The organism is Micromonospora humidisoli, assembly GCF_016900955.1.
GTDB lineage: Bacteria > Actinomycetota > Actinomycetes > Mycobacteriales > Micromonosporaceae > Micromonospora > Micromonospora wenchangensis.
On record NZ_JAFEUO010000007.1, the window covers coordinates 339676 to 358057 of the forward strand.

An 18382-nucleotide genomic window follows, 5' to 3' on the forward strand; every position below is an offset into this window, starting at 1 on the left:
CATGAGCCAACTCGAACTCGACCCGGTCACCGCCCCGGCGGTGCCCCCGCGCCGGGCCGGCCGCCGGGCGCGTACCTCGGTGTTCTGGCTGGCCCTGCCGCTGGCGGTGGCCGCCGTCGCGGTGTTCGTGCTGCCGCTGACCGGGCTGCTGCCCGCCGCCGGCCAGGACCTCGACGCGACCCGCCAGCCGCCCGCGTTCCTGGCCGGCGGCAGCTGGGCGCACCCCCTCGGCACCGACAAGCTCGGCCAGGACCTGCTCACCCAGTTCGTCTCGGCCGGCCGGCTGACCATCGTGATCGGCCTGGTCGGCGCGCTCGTCGCGATCGGCCCCGGCACCCTGCTCGGCCTGCTGGCCGGCTACTTCCGGGGCTGGGTCGACCGGGTCATCTCGATCCTCATCGACGCCCAGCTCGCCCTGCCGTTCATCCTGGTCGCCCTCGCCATCATCGCCAACCGGGGCAGCTCCCTGCCGGTGCTGTTCCTGGTGCTGGCGCTCACCGGCTGGGCGGTCTGCGCCCGGGTCACCCGGGCGGCGACCCTGGCCATCCGGGAACGCCAGTTCGTCGTCGGTCTGCGCGCGGCCGGCGCGTCCGAACCCCGGATCGTCTTCCGGCACATCCTGCCCAACCTCGCCGGCACCATCGTCGCCCTCGGCACCCTCCAGGTCGGCACCGCGATCCTGGTCGAGAGCGCGCTGAGCTTCCTCGGCCTGGGCGTGGTGCCGCCGATGAACAGCTGGGGCTCGATGCTCGCCTCCGGCCAGGACGAACTGAGCCAGGCCTGGTGGATCGCCTTCTTCCCCGGCCTCGCCATCACCGTGCTGGTGCTGCTGGTCAACCTGCTCGGCGACGCGCTGCTCACCCACCACGACCCACGGAAGAGGCGGCGATGAGCGCACTGCTGAAGCTCTCCGGGCTGTCCATCACCGCCCGGCTCGCCGACGGCGAGCTGACCCTGCTCGACGACGTCGACCTGGAGATCCGCCGGGGCCAGATCGTCGGTGTCGTCGGCGAGTCCGGCAGCGGCAAGACCACCCTCGCCCGCGCCGTCGTCGGCCTGCTCGACCGCAACGTCCGGGTCGACCGGGGCACCGTCACCGTCGGCGACGAACAGGTGGTGGCCCCCGGCGTCGACCGCACCGCGCGGGTCCGGGGCAGCGCCGTCGGCATGGTCTTCCAGGACGCGTCCCGGTCGCTGAACCCGCTGCTGAAGGTCCGCACCCAGCTCGCCGAGGTGCTGCGCCGCCACGTCCGGGACATCAGCCGGGCCGAGGTCGAGCGGCGCTCGGTGGAGGTGCTGGCCCAGATGCGCATCGACGACCCCGGCCGGGTGCTGGCCAGCTACCCGCACCAGCTCTCCGGCGGCCTGCGGCAGCGGGTCGCCATCGGGCTCGCCGTCGTCACCCGCCCCGCGCTGGTGATCGCCGACGAGTGCACCACCGCCCTGGACGTCACCACCCAGACCAAGGTCGTCGACCTGTTCCGCACCCTCGTCGACGAACTCGGCATCGGCCTGCTCTTCGTCACCCACGACCTGATGCTCGCCAGCGACCTGTGCGACCGGATCGCGGTGATGAGCGGCGGGCGGGTCGTCGAACAGGGCGACGCGCTGACCGTGCTGGACCGACCGCAGCAGGAGTACACCCGACGCCTGCTCGCCGCCATCCCCTCGTGGAGCTGAAGGAGAACCCGCGACCCATGCCCGAGCAACCAGGCATCGACGCCTACGCGGCCTACCTCCCGGCGTACGTGCTCGACGACAACCGGCTCGACCCGAGCGCCCCGGCCCGTGCCGGCGGCCCCACCCGCGGCGTCGCCGGCCACGACGAGGACGCCGTCACCATGGCCGTCGAGGCGCTGCGGCACGTCGCCGCCGACACCCCGGCCGGGCGGCACCTGCTGCTGGCCACCACCAGCGCACCGTACGAGACGAAGACCTCCGCCGGGGTGGTCCACGAGGCGCTCGGCCTCGACCCCGGGGTCACCGCCCTCGACCTGCGCGGCCACCGGGCCGGCGCGTCCGCCCTCGACCTGGTCCTGCGGGGCGTCGCCACGGCGGCCCTGGCCGACGTGCGCACCACCCGCCCCGGGGCCCCCGACGAACTGGCCCAGGGCGACGCCGCCGCGGCGTTCGTCGGCGGCGGGCGGGCCGCCGTGCTCCTCGCCCGCGCCGGCCACACCAGCGAGCTGCTGGACCGCTGGCGGCTGCCCGGCGAACGCCACGACCGGGTCTGGGACGAACGGTTCACCGCCGAGATCCTCGTCGCCGCCGGCCTGGACGCCGCCCGCCGGGCCCTGGCGCAGGCGTCCCTGGACACCGTCGACGAGGTCGTCGTGTCGTCGTCGAACCCGCGTGCGGCGGCGGCGCTGCGCAAGACGCTCGGCGGCACCGGAGGGGATGCGACCGTCGAACGGGCCACCGGCTTCACCGGCGTCGCCCACCCCGGCCTGCTGCTCGCCGCCGCTCTCGACGAGGCGGAACCCGGGCAGACCATCCTGCTGCTGTCGGCCACCGAGGGCGGCGACGCGTTCGTGCTGCGGGTCGGTGACGGCGTCCGCGCCGCCCGGGGCGGGCCGTCGGTCCGCGCCCAGCTCGCCGCCCGGCAGCGCCTCGGCTACGGCCGCTACCTGCGCTGGCGCGGGCTGCTCGACGTGCAGGGTCCGGCCCGACCGGCCGCCCCCGCCCCGGCCGCCCCGCCCATGCACCGCCGGGCCGGCTGGAAGTACCGGCTGGAGGGCAGCCGGTGCGCCGCCTGCGGCCGGGTCACCACACCCCCCGGCCGGGTCTGCGCCTCCTGCGGCGTCGCCGGGGCGGGCGCGGCCCCGGTGTCGTTGCGCGACCGCACCGCGCGGGTGGTCTCGGTGACCCGCGACCACCTGACCACCATGCCGGAACCGGAGGTCGCGATCGTCGTCGCCGACGTCGACGGCGGCGGCCGGCTCAACGCGTACGTCACCGACGTGGCACCCGGTGAGGTGGCGGTGGGGATGGCGATGACCCCGGTGTTCCGCCGGCTCTGGACCACCGACTCGATCCACAACTACTTCTGGAAGCTCCGCCCGGCACCCGCGGACGCCACGCCAGGGAAGGACACCGCCGATGGCCAGTAGGCGCACCACCCACGACGTCGCGATCGTCGCGATGGGCTGCACCCCGTTCCGGGACCACTGGAACTCCTCCGCCGACGACCTGCTGGTCGACGCCGTGCAGGAGTGCGTCGGGTCGCTGCCCGACGTCACCCTCGACGACGTCGACGCGTTCTGGGTCGGCACCCAGGGCTCGGGACTGTCCGGGCAGACCCTGGCCCGCCCGCTGCGGCTGACCGGCAAGCCGGTGACCCGGGTCGAGAACTACTGCGCCACCGGCTCCGAGGCGTTCCGCAACGCCGCCTTCGCCGTCGCCTCCGGCGCGTACGACATGGTCATGGCGACCGGGGTGGAGAAGCTGAAGGATTCCTCCTACTCCGGGCTGTCGGCGGTGTTCCCACCCGCCGACGGCACCGACGTCGACTGGACCGCGCCGGCCGGGTTCTCCCTGCTCGCCCCCGCCTACCAGGCGGCGTACGGGATCGACGAGCGGGAGATGCGCGCCGCGATGACCCGGGTCGCGGTGAAGAACCACGCCAACGGGGCCCGCAACGACCGCGCCCAGTTCCGTCGGGCGGTCACCGCCGAGACGGTGGAACGGTCCCCGCGGATCGCCGGGCAGCTCGGCGTCATGGACTGCTCCGGCGTCTCCGACGGCGCGGCGGCGGCGATCCTGGTCCGCGCCGAGGACGCCCACCGGTACACCGACAGGCCGGTCTACCTGCGCGGGATGAGCTTCGTCGCCGGCTCCGGGGCCGGGCTGGCCGCCGACGGCTACGACTTCACCAGCTTCCCCGAGGTGGTCACCGCCGCCGGTGAGGCGTACGAGCAGGCCGGCGTGACCGACCCGGCGGCGCAGATCTCGCTGGCCGAGGTGCACGACTGTTTCACCCCGACGGAGGTGGTGCTGATGGAGGACCTGGGTTTCTCCGCCCGCGGCAAGGCATGGCGGGACATCCTCGACGGCCGCTACGACCTCGACGGGGCGTTGCCGGTCAACACCGACGGCGGGCTCAAGTCGTTCGGCCATCCGATCGGCGCGACCGGGCTGCGGATGATGTTCGAGTGTTTCACCCAGCTGCGCGGGGAGGCCGGGCCCCGGCAGGTGCCCGACGCCCGGCTGGCGGTCGCCCAGAACCTCGGCGGGCAGCCCGGTTCCTGCGTCGCGTTCGTGGCGGTCCTGGGGAACGAGCGATGAGCGCCCGGGTCACCCTCGACGGCCGGGTCGTCGTCGTCACCGGCGCGGGCAACGGCATCGGCCGGGCCCACGCGTTGACCCTCGCCGCACGCGGCGCGTCGGTGGTCGTCAACGACCTCGGCGGGACGGTCGACGGCTCCGGTTCCTCGGGCGCGGCCGAGCGGGTCGTCGCCGAGATCCGCGCGGCCGGTGGCACCGCCGTCGCCTCGACCGACTCGGTGGCCACCGCCGCCGGGGGCGCGGACCTGGTCGGCCGGGCGATCGACACGTACGGCCGGCTCGACGCGGTCATCCACAACGCCGGCATCCTGCGGGACCGGACGCTGGCCAAGATGTCCGACGAGGACGTCAGCGCGGTGCTCGACGTGCACCTGGCCGGGGCGTTCCACGTGCTACGGCCCGCCTGGCCGCACCTGGTCGCCCAGGGCTACGGCCGGATCGTGCTGACCAGCTCGTCGTCCGGCCTGTTCGGCAACTTCGGTCAGGCCAACTACGGCGCGGCCAAGGCCGGCCTGATCGGGCTGATGAACGTGCTCGCGCTGGAGGGGGCCCGCCGGGGCATCCTGGTCAACGCGATCGCGCCGACGGCGGCGACCCGGATGACCGAGAACCTGCTCGGCGAGCTGACCGACCGGTTCGACCCGCAGCACGTGGCGGCGGTGGCGACCTTCCTCGCCTCGGAGCAGTGCCAGCTCAACCGGCACATCCTCACCGTCGGCGGCGGCCGGGTCGGGCGGATCTTCCTGGGCGTCACCCCCGGCTGGTACGGCGGGCCCACCCCGGCCTCGCCCGACGACATCCTCGGCGCGGTGGACGACATCTGCCGGCTCGACGACTTCATCGTGCCGGACAGCGGCGCCGACGAGGTCACCCTGATCCAACGGGTCCTCGGCGGGCCGTCCGGACCGTCCGCCTGATCCGGCGCGAACCAACAGGAAGGCAGGCATCATGCCGGTCAGCGAAGTGCACCACGTGGCCATGACCGTCTCGGACGTCGACCGCGCCGCGGACTTCTACGAGCGGGCCCTGGGCTACCGCCGGACGCTGCGGACCGACGTCGGCGGGCCGGGGATCGAGGTGTCGCTGGGGTTGCCCGCCGGCACCACCGGCCGGGTCCAGTACCTCCAGGGGCCCAGCCGGGTCGGCCAGCTCGAACTCATCGAGTGGAACGGCGTGAAGACCCGCACCGCCACCGCCGGTCACCTGGAGCTGGGCACCTTCCTGCTCAGCTTCGAGGTGCCGCTCGACGAACTGGACGACCTGCACCGACGGCTGACCGAGCTGGGGGCGGAGTGCCTGTCCGCGCCGAACCGGGTGCTGCTGGACAACTACGGGTACATCACCGCGTTCGCCGCCCGGGACCTCGACGGCAACCTGCTGGAGTTCGTGTCGTTGCCGTCCCGGGAGGAGATCCTGGCCCGGCGGCGGGGGAGCGGCGACTGATGGGCGGCAGCAACTTCACCGAGACGCTGCGCCGGCAGGCGTTGCGCCGGGCCGACGCCGAGGCCCTGGTCGACGGGGCGGCCCGCTGGACGTACGCCGAGCTGGACGCCGACGTGGACCGGCACGCCGCGGCCCTGCGCGACGCCGGCATCGCCGACGGCGACCTGGTCGGGGTGCTCGGGCGCAACACCGCCACCTACGTCGTCGTGCTGTTGGCGTTGAGCCGGCTCGGCGCGGTCTCGGTGCCGCTGAACTGGCGGCTGCACGCCAACGAGCAGGCGTACGTCATCGACCAGGCGGGCGTCACCGGCCTGCTCTACGACGACGACTTCGCCGCCGACGCCGCCCGGTTGGCGGCCACGACCGGGCTGCGCACGCTGGTCGCCACCGGCGACACGGTCGTCGGTGCCGCGCGACGGCTGGCCGACCTGCTGGCCGGTCAGCCGCCGGGCGTGCGGGTCGCCGACGCCGACAAGGGCCCCGCCGACGTGCACCGGCTGCTCTACACCTCGGGCACCACGGCCCGCCCCAAGGGGGTGGTGCACACCTGCGGGAACCTCACCGCGAACCACTTCGCGCAGGTCCTCGAACTGGAGTTGACCGCCGCCGACCGGATCCTCGTGTCCGCGCCGCTGTTCCACGTCAGCGGGCTGGAGGCGCCGGGCCTGGCGACGTTCGTGGCCGGGGCGACGATGGTGCTCACCCCGACGTTCAAGCCGGCCGACATCGCCCGGATCGCCGCGCAGGAGCGGATCACCGGCATGGTGCTGGCCGCCCAGATCCTGTTCGGCCTGCTCGACCTGGACGCCCCGCCGGATCTCGGGACGCTGCGCTACCTGCTCTTCGCCGGGGTCGCGCCGAGCGTGCGGCAGGAGGTCAAGCGCCGGCTGCCGCACGTCCGGCTGATCGACACGTTCGGCATGACCGAGCTGTGCAACGGCGTGTGCTACCTCGACGCCGCCCACGAGCAGAGCAAGCTCGGTGCGCTCGGCGCGCCGTTCCCCGGGGTGCAGATCCGGATCGTCGACGAGCACTTCCGGCCGGTCGGCCCGGACGTCGAGGGGGAGATCGTCGTCCGGGGGGAGAAGGTGTCGCCCGGCTACTGGAACGACGACGAGGCCAACCGGCGCAGCCGGCGCGACGGCTGGTTCCGCACCGGCGACGTGGGCCGGATCGACGCCGACGGCTACCTGTGGTTCGTCGACCGCCGGACCGACCTGATCAAGTCCGGTGGGGAGAACATCGCCAGCGCCGAGATCGAACGGGTCCTGGCCCAGCACCCCGACGTCGCCGAGGTCGCCGTGATCGGGGTGCCCGACCCGCAGTGGGACGAGGTGCCGAAGGCGTTCGTCATCCTCCGCGACGGCGCGACCGGCACCGCCGAGGACCTGCGTGCGCACTGCCGGGCCGAACTGGCCCGCTTCAAGGTCCCCCGGTACGTGCAACTGGTGACGTCGTTGCCGCGCAACGACTCCGGCAAGGTGCTGAAGAAGGCGCTGCGCGAGGCGGCGGAGTGAGCACCGCGAACCTGGCCGCGATGCTGGCCGGCAACGCCCGCCGGTTCGCCGACGCCGACGCGCTGGTCTTCGAGGGGCGTCGGTGGACCCACCGGCAGCTTGACGACGACGTCAACGCGCTGGCCGCCGGCCTGACCGCCGAGGGGGTACGCCCCGAGGGCCGGGTGGCGGTGGTCGCGGACAACGTCCCCGAGTTCCTGCTGCTCTGCCTGGCGCTGGCGAAACTCGGCGCGGTCGTCGTGCCGCTGAACTACCGGTTGACGGCGGGGGAGTTGGCCCGGCTGCTGGCGCACGCCCGGGTCGAGGCGGTGGCCACGGTGCCGGAGTTCGCCGCGCTCACCGCCGCCGCCCTGGCTGACCTGCCGGCGGTGCGCCGGTTCGCGCTGGAACCGGTCGACGACGGCTGGACCGACGTGCGGGCGCTGGTCGCGGCGCACCGGGGGGCGCGGGTCGCCGACGCCGACCTCGACGACGCGGCCCTGCAACGGATCGTCTACACCTCCGGCACCACCAGTCTGCCCAAGGGGGTGCTGCTTACCCACGGCAACGTGAACCGGAACATGCACGCCCAGATCGTCGAGTTGGGGTTGCGTCCGACCGACCGGATCCTCAACGCCGCGCCGCTCTACCACGTCGGCGGCACCGACCTGCCGGGCTTTGGCATCTGGCACGTCGGGGGCACCATGGTGCTGCACCGCCGGTTCGTGCCGGCGGCGGTGCTGCGGGCGATCGAGACGGAACGGATCACCGGCATGGTGGTGGCGGCGACCATGCTGGACCTGGTCCGCCGCGAGCCCACCGCCGCGACCACCGACCTGTCGTCGGTGCGTTGGCTGATCTTCTCGCAGGTCACCTCGGCGCTGTTCGGGGTGGCCCGGGGACTGTTCCCGAACGCCCGGCTGATCGAGGGGTACGGCCTGACCGAGACGTGCAGCGGGCTGACCTACCTGGACGCCGCGCACCAGGAGTCCAAGCAGGGGTCGGTGGGGCTGCCGGTGCCGTGGGTCCAGGTCCGGGTGGTCGACCCGGACGGCGTGGACGTGCCGGTCGGCGCGCACGGTGAGGTGGTCGCGCGCGGGCCGAAGGTGAGCCCCGGCTACCTCGACGATCCGGCGGCGACCACCGCCGCGTTCCGGGACGGCTGGTTCCACACCGGCGACATCGGCTGCTTCGACGCCGACGGTTACCTCTACATCCGCGACCGGCTCAAGGACATGATCCGCAGCGGCGGGGAGAACATGTCCAGCGCCGAGATCGAGAACGTGCTGGCCGACCACCCGCTGGTGCTGGCCGCATCGGTGGTGGCGGCCCCGCACCCGGTGTGGCAGGAGGTGCCGGCCGCGTTCGTGGTCGCCCGGCCGGGGTTGACGCCCGAGGCGCTGATCGCGCACGCCCGGCAGCGGCTCGGCCGGTTCAAGGTGCCCAAGGAGGTCTACCTGGTGCCGGAGTTCCCCACCAACCCGTCGGGCAAGGTGCTCAAGCGGTCCCTGCGGGAGCTGCGCTCGACGCTGCGCCCCGACTGGACGTACGACGACCCCCGGCGCGACTGAGGCCGCGCCGGGCCGGCCGCCCCGGCGTCAGCGGCCGGTGGCGTGCCGCAGCAGGGCGAGGGTGTGCACGAGAGCGAACCGCCGGGTGCCCCGGCCCAGCTCGTCCCACGGCTTCTTCCAGGTCATCCGCTGGGCGAGATCCCACGCGGTGCCGCCGTCGCGGGCCAGTTCCCGGACCGTCCCGACCTCGTCGCGGTGGAGGGCCGCGAGGGCACCCGCCCGGGCGGCGACGTCGCGGTAGGGGAACTGGTGGGCGGGGCAGGCGATGGCGGCCCCGAGGTCGCGGATGCGGGCCAGCGTGTCGAACAGGTCGGCGGCCGGGTCGTCGTCGGGGCGGCTGACGATGGCGAGTTGGGTGGGCCCTTCGGCCATCATCGTGTCGCCGGTGAACACCAGGCCCCGGTCGTCGACGTAGACGGTGTGGCCGTAGGTGTGCCCGGGGGCGGGCAGGGCGCGGATGCCCACGTCGCCGAAGCGGAACTCGGTGTCGTCGACCACGGCCACGTCGAGCTGCAGGTCCTCGCGGTGCACGGCGACGGCGACCGCGTCGGCGTACATGGCGGCGACGACGTCGGGTGGCGCGCCGGTCAGGTCGAGCGCGGTGCGTACCTGCTGGAGGAAGGTGCCGCGCCGCCGGTGCATGGTGGCGAAGTCGTCGGCCGCGCCCATCACCACCCGCGCGCCGGAGGCGGCGCGTACCCGGTCGGCGAAGCCGACGTGGTCGGGGTGGTTGTGGGTGAGCAGGACCGCCGGGATCGTCTCGACCCGGTGGCCGATGGCGGCCAGCGACCGCTGGAACGACGTCCAGCAGCTCGGGTGGTCGTAGCCGGCGTCGACGAGGACCGGGCCGTCTCCGGTCTCGATCAGGAAGACGGTGATGGACCGCAGGGCGCTGCCGTGCAGGGGGACCGGGATGGCCCAGACACCGGCGACGACCTGCGCGGGGACCGGCACCTGACGGGCCCGCCAGCTGGCGGCGTGGGCGTCGCTCACGGGTATGGACATCGTCGGGAGGCTCCCTTACTGTGGGACATCAACATACCGGATGGTCGGAATCTAGCTCAAGGAGTTCGATGAGCGACGAGCGGACCGGGTTCCGGCTGTGGGCAGCCGCGGAACCGGAGCTGTGCGCGATCGTGACCGCCGACGACCGGCGGATCTCCTACGGTGACCTGTTCGCCGAGGTGAACCGGATCTCGCACGGGTTGCGTAGCCACGCGGGCCTGCGGCCCGGCGACACCGTCGCGGCGGTGCTGACCAACAGCCCCGGCCTGGTCGCGCTCTATCTCGCGGCGATGCAGTCCGGGCTCTACCTGGTGACCCTCAACTACCACCTCACCGCGCCCGAGATCGGCTACATCCTGGCCGACAGCGCCGCGAAGGTGGTGGTCGGCTCCGAGCGGGTGCAGGACGTGGTGGTGGACGCCGCCGCGGACGTGCCCGACATCCAGGTCTTCGTCGACGGCACGCCCCGCACCGACCGGGCCCGGCCGCTGTCGGCGCTCACCGCCGACATGCCCGCCACCAGCCCGGCGCAGACCCCGGCCGGCTCACTGATGATGTACACCTCCGGCACCACCGGCCGGCCCAAGGGGGTCAAGCGCCCACTCAGCGGCGTCGACGCGGACACCGGCGCGCTGACCTACGTCTGGCTGTTCCGCGAGTTCGGCATGGAACGCGACGCGTTCGCGTCCTGGCTGGTGTCGGCCCCGATGTACCACTCCGCCAACATCACCCCGGCGATGGGCGCGCTGCACGCCGGCGGCACCATGGTGCTGATGGACGGCTGGACGCCGGAGGGCTTCCTGCGCCGGGTCCAGCAGTGCCGGGTCACCGGCACCAGCATGGTGCCGACCCACTTCTACCGGCTGCTGCAACTGCCCGAGGCGGTGCGCGAGCGCTACGACGTCTCGTCGCTGCGCTACGTGCTGCACGGCGCGGCGCCCTGCCCGCGCGAGGTCAAGCAGCGCATCCTCGACTGGTTCGGCCCGGTGGTCTACGAGTACTACGGCTCGACCGAGGTCGGCACCACCATCGCACGCCCGCACGAGTGGCTCGCCCACCCCGGCACGGTGGGCCGGCCGGCCTCGATCTCCACCCTGCGCATCCTCGACGAGCTGGGCAACGAGGTGCCCGTCGGGCAGACCGGCATCGTCTACATGCGCCAGGGCGACGACCGGGTCGAGTACCACAACGACCCCGGCAAGACCGACGGCGCGCGTCGCGACGGCCTGCTGACCGTCTGGGACGTCGGGCACGTCGACGCCGACGGGTTCCTCTACATCACCGGCCGCGCCGCCGAGTTGATCCTGGTCGGCGGGGTCAACGTCTACCCTGCCGAGATCGAGGCGGCGCTGATCGGCCACGACTGGGTTGCCGACGTCGGGGTCGTCGGGGTGCCCGACCCGGAGTTCGGTGAGGTGCCCCAGGCGCACGTCGTGCTCACCGGCACCGCGCCCGACCCGGACACGGCCGTCGCGCAGTTGCGCCGGTACCTCACCGGGCGGTTGGCCAAGCCGAAGCGCCCGCAGTCCTACGTGGTGCGCGACGCGCTGCCCCGCGACCCGAACGGCAAGCTCTACAAGGCCCGGCTCGTGCCCGCCGAGGAGGCCAGCGCATGACCGGCGACACCGACGACCCACAGGGGGGTGGGCATGGACTTCGCTGACAGCGACACCGACCTGGCGTTCCGGCGCGAGGTCGGCGGATGGCTCGACGGGGCGCTGGCCGACGTGCCCGACCAGGAGGAGCTGACCCAGGACGAGCGGGAGCACTGGTCCCGGGTGTGGCAGGACCGGCTCTGCGCCGGCAACTGGGCCGGACTGTCCTGGCCGGTCGCGCACGGCGGCCGGGGGATGGACGCGTTGGCCCAGGCCGTCTTCAACGAGGAGGCCGCGGTACGCGGCGCGCCGTACCCGCTCAACGGGGTGGGCATGATGCTGGCCGGGCCGACGATCATCGCGCATGGCACCGACGCCCAGCAGGCCCGGCACCTGCCCGGCATCCTGCGCGGCGACGAGTACTGGTGCCAGGGCTTCAGCGAGCCCGGCTCCGGGTCGGACCTGGCCAGCCTTACCACGGCGGCGACCCGGGTCGACGGGGGCTGGCGGATCAACGGGGCCAAGATCTGGACGTCGAATGCGCACAACGCCTCGCGCTGCCTGCTGCTGGCCCGTACCGACCCGGCCGCGCCGAAGCACCAGGGGATCACCTACTTCCTCGCCCCGATGGACGGGTTCACCGTCCGGTCGCTGGTGATGATCAACGGGGACACCGAGTTCAACGAGATGTTCCTCGACGACGTGTTCGTCGCCGACGACGACGTGCTCGGCGGGGTCGGCAACGGCTGGACCGTCGCGCTCACCACGCTCGCGTTCGAGCGCGGCAGCATGGCGCTGAACCTGTGGGTCTGGGCCCGGCAGGCGGTCGACCGGCTGATCGACGTCGCGGTCGAGCGGGGCGTCGCCGACGACAGCGCGTTCGTCGACGCGGTGGGCGCGTTGCAGTGCGACGCCGAGGCGGTCCGGATCGGGTCGATGCGGATGCTCGGCGAGAGCCGGGCCGGCGGGGTGCCGGGCCCGGAGACCTCGGCGCTCAAGAGCCTGTGGGCCCGGGTGGTGCAGAACGCCAACCGGCTCGCCGTGCAGCTCGACGAGGCCGGCGGGGTGCTGGTCGACGGCGCCGGCGCCGCCGCCCGGATGCGCCGCTACCTGCGGGCCCGCGCCCACACCATCGAGGGCGGCACGGAGGAAGTCCAGAAGTCGATTCTCGCGGAGCGGGTGTTGCGCCTGCCCCGCTCCCGCTGAGCGAGGTGGTCCGGTGCGCGCGACATTCACCCAGGAACAGCAGGACATCGGCCGGACCGTGGGCGCGCTCGCGGACGCCGACCGGGGCACGGCCCGCGCGGCGTGGTCGGGCGGCTGGCGGGCCCCGGCGGGGGACGGGCCGCTGCTGCGTGACTTCGGGTTGCTCGGGGTGCCCGAGTCGGCCGGTGGCATCGGGTCGGGCCTGATCGACCTGCTGGTCGCCGTCGAGGCGCTCGGCGGGCGGCTGGTGCCCAGCCGGTTCCCGGCGCACGCGGCGGCCGTGCAGCTGCTCTGCGGCGACGGGCGGCGCGGGCCGCTGCCCGAGGAGGTGCTCGACGGCCGCCGGGTGCTCACCACGGCGGTCGACGTGCCGGGCAACTCCGGCTGGGCCGACACGGCGTCGGTGGACCCGCTGGTACGCACCCTGGTGCCGTACGCGGCGCAGGCCGACGGCGTCGTAGCGCTCGGCCCGGCCGGGGTCTGGTTCGCCGACCCGGTCCGGATCACCGCGCGGCAGTCGCTGGACCCGTCGGTGCCGTTGGCGGACCTGACTCTGGCCGCGCCCGAGCGGCCCCAGCCGTCCGGTGCCGGGCCGCTGCGGGCGGCGCTGGTGGTGGCGGCCGAGCTGTGCGGGGTGGCGCAGGGGGCGATCGACCTGGCCGCCGAGCAGGCCCGCACCCGCCGCCAGTTCGGCCGGGTGATCGGGTCGTTCCAGGGGGTGGCGTTCCCGCTGGCCGAGGCGGCCACCGCCCGCAAGGCGGCCTGGGACCTGACCCTGTACGCGGCGTGGGCGGTCGACACCGGACGCCCGGACGCCGGGGTCCAGGTGCACGCGGCGAAGGCGGCGGCCGGACAGGCGGCGGTGTTCGCCGCCGAGCGGTGCATCCAGGTGCACGGCGGGATGGGCATCACGATGGAGGCGGACCCGCACCTGTTCCTGCGTCGCGCGTTCGTGCTCGACGCCCGCTGCGGGCGGGGGTCGTGGCACCGGCGGCGGGCCGGCGAGCTGCGCATCCGGGCACGTCGGGCCACGCGGGGCTGACCTGCGGAAGTCTTGCCGGGTGCCAACCCGGAGCAGTAACATACCGGCTGGTCGGAATAAATGAGGAGAAGGCCGTGAAGTTCGGAATCATGAACCTGTTCCCGGTGGCCGACGGCGCATCGGACCATCAGGTGCTCCGAGAAACCCTCGAAGAGATCCAGCTGGCCGACGAGCTGGGCTTCGACTCGGTCTGGCTCGCCGAGCACCACTTCTCGAAGTACGGCATCCTCGGCAGCCCGGTGAACTTCGGCATGGCCGTCGCCGAGCGGACCCGCCGGATCACCATCGGCACCGCCGTCCTGGTCCTCCCGCTGCACCACCCGCTGCGCCTGGCCGAGGACATCGCCGCCCTCGACGTGCTCAGCGGCGGCCGGGTCTCGATCGGCGTCGGCCGCGGCTACCAGCCCGCCGAGTTCGCCGGCTTCGGCGTGCCGCTGGAGGAGTCGAAGCAGCGCTACCAGGAAACCCTGGAGATCCTGCGGCTCGCGCTGTCGCAGGAGAACTTCTCCTACCACGGCGAGATCTTCCACTACGACAACGTCACCACCTACCCCCGGCCGTTCACCCCCGGCGGGCCGCCCATCCTGCAGGGCACGGTCTCCCCGGAGAGCTTCCGGGAACGCGGCGCGGTCGGCGAGTCGATCATCACCTCACCGAACTTCACGCCGTTGGGAATCATGCAGAAGAACTTCGACCTCTACCGGCAGAGCATGCGGGACAACGGTTTCGACCTGTCCACCTACGACCTGCCGTTCATGCAGCAGGTCTGGTGCGGCGACGGCGACGAGGGACTGCGCGCGGCAGCCCAGGCGGCCATGAACTACTACAAGTCTGTCGGCAAGGTCATCCCCGGCTCGGAGGACGCCATCGCCCAGGAACGCGCCTACTACGCGGCCGTCGCCAAGAACATCGAACTGCTCACCCTGGAGCAGACCCTGACCCACGGCGGCAACTTCGGCTCGGCCGAGCGCGTCATCGAGACCATCGAGATGCTGCGCGACCAGCTCGGCATCAACCACTACATCGGCTGGCTGCGGATCCCGTCGCTGGACCGGGCCGCCGCGCTGCGCTCCATGGAGGAGTTCGCCGACAAGGTCATCCCGCACTTCCGGGCCCAGGACCGCGCCGCCGGGCGGGTGCCCACCGCCGAGGCGGTCCTCGGGTGAAGATCAGCTGCTTCCTGAGCGCCCAGTTCGATCCGTCGGCGTCCGCCGCCGAGGGCATCGACGGCGTACTGGCCCAGGCGGCCGCCGCCGAGGCGGCCGGCTTCCACGCCGTCTACCTCGGCCACCACTACCTGGCCCGGTCGGCGTTCGTCCAACCCGTCCCGCTGGCCGGCTACCTCGCCCACGCCACCTCGCGGGTCCGGATCGGGTTCGGCGTCCTGCTGGCCCCGCTGCTGAACCCGGTCGCCCTCGCCGAGGACCTGGCCTCCCTCGACGTGCTGTGCGGGGGCCGGCTGACCGTCGGCATCGGCGCCGGCTACCGCAAGCGTGAGACCACCGCGTTCGGCGTCGCCTGGGAGGACCGGCTGCGCCGGCTGCGGGAGTACGTGCCGATCCTGCGCGCCCTGTGGAACGGCGAGACGGTCGACGTCGCCGGCAGCTGGGGCGAGGCTCCCGGCGCGTCCCTGGCACTGCGCCCGGCCCAGCCCGGCGGCCCGCCGCTGTGGATCGGCGCGTTCGCCGAGCCGGCCGTCCGCCGCGCCGCCCGGCTGGACGCCCCCTGGCTGATCGGACCCAAGGGCGACGACGCCGAGCTGGCCAGGCTGCTCGGGATCTACCGGGCCGACCTGGGCGAGCGTGGCTTCTCCCTCGACCGGGAGTACCCGATGAGCCGTGAGGCGTACCTCGGCGACAGCTACCCGGCGGCGGTCGCGGCCGTCCGCCCGCACCTGCAACGCCAGTACGCCGGCTACCGGTCCTGGGACGACGCGCAGTCCCTCGATCTCGACCGCTATCTGGCCGAGGACTGCCTGGTCGGCTCGGCCGACGAGATCGTGGCCAAGCTGCGCCGCTGGGAGACCGAACTGGGCATCACCGAGGTGTCGCTGCGCCACCAGTTCGTCGGCGCGGGCCAGGACGAGGCGATGGAACAGCTCGCCCGCTTCGGCGCGGAGGTCATTCCGAGGGTCGCCGCGACCGCACCCGGGGTGACCCGGTGAGCGCCGGCAGCCTGGTCGGCATTCTGGAGGGCCGGTGCGCCGACCGGGGCGACCTGCCCGGCCTGTACGGCGAGGACGGCCGGTCCTGGACGTTCGACCAGATCGACCTGCTCGCCGGGGGCGTCGCCGCCGCGCTGCGGGCCGAGGGCGTCGGCCCCGGTGACCGGGTCGCCTGTTACCTGACCAACGGCCCCGAGATCGTCTTCCTGCTCTTCGGGGCCTGGAAGATCGGCGCGGTGCCGGTCACCGTCAGCAGCCTCTACAACGCCGCCGAACTGGCCGAGTCGGTGGCCAAGACCGCGCCCCGGCTGCTGCTGGTCGACGACCGCCGGCCCGACGTGGTCGCCGCGTTCCTCGCCGCCCGGTCCGACCCCGACGGGAACGGCGTAGCTGACGCCACCGCCGTCCCGGTCCGGTCCGTCACGGCGGCGTTGACCGACGTGCCCGAACTGCCGTGGCGGCAGGAGACCCGGGTCACCGGCGTCGACGTGGGGCCGGAGGCCGAGGCGTGCATCCTGTTCACCGGTGGCACGACCGGGCGGCCGAAGGCGGTCAGCGTCACCCACGGCGGGACGCGGGAGTCGCTGATCCGGCTGGCCCGGGTCACCACCGGCACCGAGGCCGAGGGCAGCGCCGCCCGCGACGCCCGCCCCAACCTGATCGCCCTGCCGCTGTTCCACAGCGGCGGCCAGCACGCGCTGCTGTTCGCGTACTTCGTCGGCCGGCCGGCGGTGGTCTGGGAACGGTTCGGCGTCGACCGGCTCGCCGACCTGATGCCCCGCTTCGGCTTCGACAACCTTTTCCTGCTGCCGACCATGGTCTACGACATCGTGCACGCCGAACGGGACCTGCCGTTCGCCGGGGTCAGGTCGGTGCTGGTGGCCGGGCAGGCGATCTCCTGGCCGGTGCGGCGGGCCTTCGAGGAGCGCTACCGGGTGCCGATCCTGGTCAACTACGGCTCGACCGAGGCCGGGCACATCGCCGGCTGGACCGGCCGGGACATGAGGGCCGGCCGGTGGAAGCCCGGCTCGGCCGGCCGGGTCTACCCGGGCGTCGAGCTGGAGATCCGCGACGACGCCGGGGCCGCGCTGCCGACCGGCGCGCAGGGCGAGGTGGTGGTCCGCTCCGCCCTGACCCGGGGGTACGTCGACGACGCCGCCGCCTCGGCCGAGCTGGTCCGCGACGGCTGGGTGCACACCGGCGACATGGGCTACGTCGACCCCGACGGGGTGCTCTTCCTGGTGGGCCGCAAGCGGGACATGATCAAGTGCGGTGGTTTCCAGGTCTGGCCCGAGGAGATCGAGGACGAACTGCGGACCCATCCGCTGGTGCGCGACGTCCGGGTGCTCGGCCGGCCGGACGACCGGCTGGGCGAGATCCCGGTGGCGCTGGTGGTCCGCGCCGCCGACGACACGGTCGACGACACCGACCTCGCCGCACTGCTCGTCGCGTACGCCCGGGAACGGCTGGCCCACTTCAAGGCCCCCCGGCGGATCGAGTTCGTGCCGGCGCTGGAACGCAGCGCCACCGGCAAGCTCAGCCGGGTGGCGGCCCCATCGCAGGGAGGCGGAGGACGATGAGGTTCGGCATCATGGCGTCGCACCAGTACCCGCCCGGCGACGACCTCGGTAGGCACCTCGACGACCTGTTCGGCACCGTCGAGCTGGCCGCCGAACTGGGCTACGACTCGGTCTGGACGATCAACCACTTCCAGTCCAACCTGGCCACCCCGCAGCCGATCTCGATGCTGGCGAGCCTGATCCCGCGTTCGGGGGACATGCTGCTCGGCACCGGCATCCTGCTGCTGCCGATGTTCCACCCGGTGCACGTCGCCGAGGAGTTCGCCACCCTGGACCACCTCTCCGGCGGGCGGGTGATCCTCGGCGTCGGTGCCGGCTACCGGGAGAACGAGTTCGCCGCCTTCGGCGTCGACCCGGAGAGCCGGTTCCGCCGCTTCGACGAGAGCCTGCGGCTGATCCGGGCGCTGTGGACCGGGAAGCCGGTCACCCACGACGGGGAGTTCTACCCGCAGGTCGACGCCACCATCGGCATCCCGCCGCTGACCCCGGGCGGGCCACCGATCTGGGTCGGCGCGGGTGGCAAGAAGGCGGTCCGTCGGGCCGCCCGGCTCGGCGACGCCTGGTACGCGCCGGGCAACTCGCCGAGCCGCCGGTTCCTGCCCGAGCACCTGGCCGTCTACAACGAGGCGTTGGCCGAGTACGGGCGGGACCCGGCGACGGTGCAGCGTCCCGTGGGCGTGGAGCTGTACTGCGCGCCGAGCACCGAACAGGCCGTCGCGGAGGCGCTGCCGCACGCCCGGGTCGAGTACTCGACGTACGCCGAGTATCCGGCGCTGCGCTGGCAGCGGGACCGGTTCGACGAGCTGGTCCGTAACACGCTGCTGCTGGGTTCACCCGAGTTCCTCGTCGAGCGGATCTCCGCCCTGCGGGACCTCGGGTTCGACCATCTCATCTTCCGGCCCGGGTGGCTGGGCATGCCCACCGAGAAGCTCCGCGCCTCGCTGCGGCTGTTCGCCGCCGAGGTGATCCCCGCCTTCCGTACCACCACCTGACCTA

The 18382-nt window shown here is 73.4% G+C and carries 16 protein-coding genes; 15 read left to right on the plus strand and 1 reads right to left on the minus strand.

Going from position 1 to position 18382, the window contains the following annotated elements; all coding sequences use genetic code 11:
• Position 1 precedes the first annotated feature (1 nt).
• From JQN84_RS25250 to JQN84_RS25285, 8 genes are read left to right on the plus strand one after another with little or no spacing between them, the layout of a single operon-like run.
• Positions 2–892: an ABC transporter permease gene (locus JQN84_RS25250; protein WP_204961040.1), complete on the plus strand. Its 891-nt coding sequence runs from the start codon at positions 2–4 to the stop codon at positions 890–892.
• Positions 889–1680 carry an ABC transporter ATP-binding protein gene (locus JQN84_RS25255; protein ID WP_204961041.1) on the plus strand — a complete coding sequence of 264 codons (792 nt, stop codon included), beginning with the start codon at positions 889–891 and terminating at the stop codon, positions 1678–1680. Before JQN84_RS25250 ends, JQN84_RS25255 begins: the two co-directional genes overlap by 4 nt.
• Before the next feature lie 17 nt (positions 1681–1697).
• Positions 1698–3110, plus strand: a complete 1413-nt coding sequence (locus tag JQN84_RS25260; RefSeq protein ID WP_204961042.1) for a zinc ribbon domain-containing protein — start codon at positions 1698–1700, stop codon at positions 3108–3110.
• On the plus strand, positions 3100–4284 hold the full coding sequence (locus JQN84_RS25265; RefSeq protein ID WP_204961043.1) for an acetyl-CoA acetyltransferase: 1185 nt from the start codon (positions 3100–3102) through the stop codon (positions 4282–4284). Before JQN84_RS25260 ends, JQN84_RS25265 begins: the two co-directional genes overlap by 11 nt.
• Positions 4281–5201 carry an SDR family NAD(P)-dependent oxidoreductase gene (locus JQN84_RS25270; RefSeq protein WP_204961044.1) on the plus strand — a complete coding sequence of 307 codons (921 nt, stop codon included), beginning with the start codon at positions 4281–4283 and terminating at the stop codon, positions 5199–5201. The genes JQN84_RS25265 and JQN84_RS25270 overlap by 4 nt, the downstream gene beginning before the upstream one ends.
• Positions 5202–5232: 31 nt before the next feature.
• On the plus strand, positions 5233–5727 hold the full coding sequence (locus tag JQN84_RS25275) for a VOC family protein (RefSeq protein WP_204961045.1): 495 nt from the start codon (positions 5233–5235) through the stop codon (positions 5725–5727).
• Positions 5727–7244 carry a class I adenylate-forming enzyme family protein gene (locus JQN84_RS25280; protein ID WP_204961046.1) on the plus strand — a complete coding sequence of 506 codons (1518 nt, stop codon included), beginning with the start codon at positions 5727–5729 and terminating at the stop codon, positions 7242–7244. Before JQN84_RS25275 ends, JQN84_RS25280 begins: the two co-directional genes overlap by 1 nt.
• Complete coding sequence (locus tag JQN84_RS25285; protein WP_204961047.1) at positions 7241–8794, plus strand: class I adenylate-forming enzyme family protein; 1554 nt, start codon at positions 7241–7243, stop codon at positions 8792–8794. Before JQN84_RS25280 ends, JQN84_RS25285 begins: the two co-directional genes overlap by 4 nt.
• Positions 8795–8821: 27 nt before the next feature.
• On the opposite strand, the gene JQN84_RS25290 is transcribed toward JQN84_RS25285, so the two are convergent.
• The gene (locus JQN84_RS25290; protein ID WP_204961048.1) at positions 8822–9799 is read right to left on the minus strand and encodes an MBL fold metallo-hydrolase; all 978 of its coding nucleotides are present in this window, start codon (positions 9797–9799) and stop codon (positions 8822–8824) included.
• 68 nt (positions 9800–9867) lie between these two features.
• On the opposite strand from JQN84_RS25290, the gene JQN84_RS25295 reads away from it, so the two are divergent.
• The 7 genes from JQN84_RS25295 to JQN84_RS25325 all read left to right on the plus strand — a co-directional run bounded on the left by JQN84_RS25295 (position 9868) and on the right by JQN84_RS25325 (position 18378).
• Complete coding sequence (locus JQN84_RS25295) at positions 9868–11415, plus strand: AMP-binding protein (RefSeq protein ID WP_204961049.1); 1548 nt, start codon at positions 9868–9870, stop codon at positions 11413–11415.
• Between the two features lie 33 nt (positions 11416–11448).
• The gene (locus JQN84_RS25300) at positions 11449–12600 is read left to right on the plus strand and encodes an acyl-CoA dehydrogenase family protein (RefSeq protein WP_204961050.1); all 1152 of its coding nucleotides are present in this window, start codon (positions 11449–11451) and stop codon (positions 12598–12600) included.
• Positions 12601–12613: 13 nt separating this feature from the next.
• Positions 12614–13642 (plus strand): acyl-CoA dehydrogenase family protein, encoded by a 1029-nt coding sequence (locus tag JQN84_RS32400; protein WP_204961051.1) that lies wholly within the window; start codon positions 12614–12616, stop codon positions 13640–13642.
• 74 nt (positions 13643–13716) lie between these two features.
• Complete coding sequence (locus JQN84_RS25310) at positions 13717–14808, plus strand: LLM class flavin-dependent oxidoreductase (RefSeq protein ID WP_204961052.1); 1092 nt, start codon at positions 13717–13719, stop codon at positions 14806–14808.
• Positions 14805–15806: an LLM class flavin-dependent oxidoreductase gene (locus tag JQN84_RS25315; protein ID WP_204961053.1), complete on the plus strand. Its 1002-nt coding sequence runs from the start codon at positions 14805–14807 to the stop codon at positions 15804–15806. Before JQN84_RS25310 ends, JQN84_RS25315 begins: the two co-directional genes overlap by 4 nt.
• Positions 15803–17386 (plus strand): class I adenylate-forming enzyme family protein, encoded by a 1584-nt coding sequence (locus JQN84_RS25320; RefSeq protein WP_204961054.1) that lies wholly within the window; start codon positions 15803–15805, stop codon positions 17384–17386. Before JQN84_RS25315 ends, JQN84_RS25320 begins: the two co-directional genes overlap by 4 nt.
• A complete protein-coding gene (locus JQN84_RS25325; protein ID WP_204961055.1) occupies positions 17383–18378 on the plus strand; it encodes an LLM class flavin-dependent oxidoreductase in 996 nt (331 codons plus the stop codon). The genes JQN84_RS25320 and JQN84_RS25325 overlap by 4 nt, the downstream gene beginning before the upstream one ends.
• Positions 18379–18382: the final 4 nt, after the last annotated feature.

Bases quoted from the DNA above. Each gene is read 5' to 3' on its own strand.
- JQN84_RS25275 (WP_204961045.1), top strand. From the start codon at position 5,233: ATGCCGGTCAGCGAAGTGCACCACGTGGCCATGACCGTCTCGGACGTC.
- JQN84_RS25260 (WP_204961042.1), top strand. From the start codon at position 1,698: ATGCCCGAGCAACCAGGCATCGACGCCTACGCGGCCTACCTCCCGGCG.
- JQN84_RS25325 (WP_204961055.1), top strand. From the start codon at position 17,383: ATGAGGTTCGGCATCATGGCGTCGCACCAGTACCCGCCCGGCGACGAC.
- JQN84_RS25300 (WP_204961050.1), top strand. From the start codon at position 11,449: ATGGACTTCGCTGACAGCGACACCGACCTGGCGTTCCGGCGCGAGGTC.
- JQN84_RS25280 (WP_204961046.1), top strand. From the start codon at position 5,727: ATGGGCGGCAGCAACTTCACCGAGACGCTGCGCCGGCAGGCGTTGCGC.
- JQN84_RS25255 (WP_204961041.1), top strand. From the start codon at position 889: ATGAGCGCACTGCTGAAGCTCTCCGGGCTGTCCATCACCGCCCGGCTC.
- JQN84_RS25290 (WP_204961048.1), bottom strand. From the start codon at position 9,799: ATGTCCATACCCGTGAGCGACGCCCACGCCGCCAGCTGGCGGGCCCGT.
- JQN84_RS25270 (WP_204961044.1), top strand. From the start codon at position 4,281: ATGAGCGCCCGGGTCACCCTCGACGGCCGGGTCGTCGTCGTCACCGGC.
- JQN84_RS25250 (WP_204961040.1), top strand. From the start codon at position 2: ATGAGCCAACTCGAACTCGACCCGGTCACCGCCCCGGCGGTGCCCCCG.
- JQN84_RS25265 (WP_204961043.1), top strand. From the start codon at position 3,100: ATGGCCAGTAGGCGCACCACCCACGACGTCGCGATCGTCGCGATGGGC.
- JQN84_RS25295 (WP_204961049.1), top strand. From the start codon at position 9,868: ATGAGCGACGAGCGGACCGGGTTCCGGCTGTGGGCAGCCGCGGAACCG.